This is a genomic window from Amycolatopsis keratiniphila subsp. keratiniphila (assembly GCF_001620365.2).
Lineage (GTDB): Bacteria > Actinomycetota > Actinomycetes > Mycobacteriales > Pseudonocardiaceae > Amycolatopsis > Amycolatopsis keratiniphila.
In genome coordinates this window covers 6402-8792 of record NZ_LQMT02000053.1, presented here as the reverse complement: position 1 = coordinate 8792, position 2391 = coordinate 6402, and the positions used below count along the sequence as shown (strand labels likewise).

Annotated in this window: 1 protein-coding gene and 1 pseudogene (1 of these 2 cut by a window edge); both read left to right on the top strand. The window is 69.2% G+C overall.

Going from position 1 to position 2391, the window contains the following annotated elements; genetic code table 11:
* Positions 1-108 precede the first annotated feature (108 nt).
* The gene (locus AVR91_RS41555; RefSeq protein WP_063270962.1) at positions 109-2232 is read left to right on the top strand and encodes a metallophosphoesterase; all 2124 of its coding nucleotides are present in this window, start codon (positions 109-111) and stop codon (positions 2230-2232) included.
* Between the two features lie 4 nt (positions 2233-2236).
* A pseudogene (locus AVR91_RS41550) lies at positions 2237-2391 on the top strand (MFS transporter); it runs 983 nt beyond the window's last position.

Sequence of the window (2391 nt, the reverse complement as noted above, 5' to 3'; positions counted from 1 at the left end):
TCGTTGACGCTCCCCCGGCCGCGATTAGGGTCGAAATCGTCGGAAGAATCCCCGAATCGCCGACGACTCGCACGTCCTCCCGCCGATGACCGAAGAGGATGATCTCGCATGCGCTCACCCACGAAACGATGGCGCCGTCGCACGCTCGCCGTCGCGACCTCCACACTGGCGGCCGGGGCCTTCCTGGTCGCCGCGCACCCCCAGGCCGGTGGAGCCGCGCCACCCGCTTTCCCCGAAGTGGCCGATCAGGTTCCGCAACTGGTGGAGGCGGGTGTCACCGCCGGCCCAGCGTCGGTATCCGGTGGCGGAACGTCCACTTCGGCCGACCGGTCCGTCTGCGCGCCCGGCGCGCACTGGCTACGCGTCCGTTTCACGGAGCTTTCGTTGCGTGGCAACGATTCCGTGACCTTGAGCGGCAGCGGCACGGGTTCGTTCACGCTCACCTCGCGACACTGGCCGGGCAAGGCGTTCCACACCCGCGCGTTCGAAGGCGACTGTGTGCGCGTGTCGGCGGCGCTGACCGATCCCGCCAGCCGCTTCACCATCGACGCCTACCAGGCGGGCGACCGGCCGCTCGCCGAAGCGACGACCACGGTGGCCGCCGTCGGCGACGTCTGCGGGTCTTCGTGCAACCAGACCGCGCCGCTGATCAAGAACATGAACCCGCAGGCCCTGATCCTGGCTGGCGACAACGCCTACAGTTCGGGCACGCTGTCGGAATACAAGAACAACTACGACCCTTACTACGGGCAGTTCAAAGCGATCACCTATCCGACGCCGGGAAACCACGAATACAACACCTCCGGCGCCTCCGGCTACTTCGATTACTTCGGCGCGCGGGCCGGTGAACGCGGCAAGGGCTATTACAGCTTCGACGTCGGCGACTGGCATTTCGTGGCGCTCAACTCGAACATCACCCGCGGCACCGGCTCGGCGCAGGAAACCTGGCTGAAGAACGACCTGGCGGCGAGCACCAAACCGTGCACGGCCGCGTTCTTCCACCATCCGCGGTTCAGCCGCGGCTCCCACGGCGACGACACGTCGGTCAGGCCGTTCTTCCAGGCGCTCTACGACGCGAAGGCCGACCTCGTCGTCGTCGGCCACGACCACAATTACCAGCGCTACGCACCGTCCCGGCCGGACGGCACACGCGACGACGTGAACGGCGTCCGCGAACTGCTGATCGGGACCGGTGGCCGGGGCTACTACAACTTCGACCAGTCATCGGCCGCCGTGCAGGAGGCTGGCAACACCAACACCTTCGGCGTCGGGAAGCTGACGCTGAGCGCGACCGACTACCGCAGCGACTTCGTGCCGGTGTCGGGCCGCACCTTCACCGACACCGCGACCGGCAAATGCAAGAAGGCCGCCTCCTCCCCCGCCTTCTCCGTCGGCACCAGCCCGTCTTCGGTGTCGGTGCGGCCGGGCGGTACAGCGTCGGTGACGGTGAACGTCGGCAGTACCGGTGGCTTCACCGCGGCGACCGCGCTCTCGGTCTCCGGCCTGCCCTCGGGCGTGACCGGGACGATCTCCCCCTCGTCGGTCACCCCGCCCGCGAACGGCACGGCGACCGCGACGCTGACCTTGACCGCTTCGGACACGGCGTCCGGATCGGCGTCCGCCACGGTCACCGGGACCTCGGGGTCCACGACCCAGACGGCGAAGGTCACGGTGAGCGTCGGAGCGGCGGGCGGTGAGGCGTTCGCCGACGACTTCGAGACCGACAAGGGCTGGCGGCTCAACGCGGCCGGGGCGGACACCGCCACGGCGGGCAAGTGGGAGCGAGGCGATCCCGAGCAGACCACCTCGACCTACAGCAACCAGATCAAACAGCGCGGCGACACCACCAGCGGCGCGAACTGCCTGGTCACCGGGCGGCTGGCCGGATCGGAGTACGGCGTGAACGACCTCGACGGCGGGGCGTCGTCGATGGCCTCACCGACGTTCACGGTGCCCGCGGGCGGGAAACTGACCTTCTCCTACACCTTCGCGCACGGCGACAACGCGACGTCGGCGGACTACCTGCGGATCCGGGTCCTCGACGGGACCACGCCGACGACGGTGTTCGAGAAGACCGGCTCCGCGACCGAGGTGGCCGGGGTCTGGCAGAACGCCACAGCGGACCTGTCGTCGTTCGCCGGCCGTAGCGTGCGGCTGCTGGTCGAAGCCGCCGACGCGAGCACCGCGTCGCTGTGGGAGTCCGCGGTCGACGACATCCGCGTCACCGCGTAGCGCCATGTACGTCTCCTCCATCCGCTCGGCCGACCCCGCCCGGACCGCGGGCCGTACGAAGCACGCGGTCCCCGGCACGGTCATCGGGCTGGGCGTGGTCAGCCTGATCACCGACCTGTCCGCCGAGATGGTCACCGCCGTCCTCCCGCTCTACCTCGT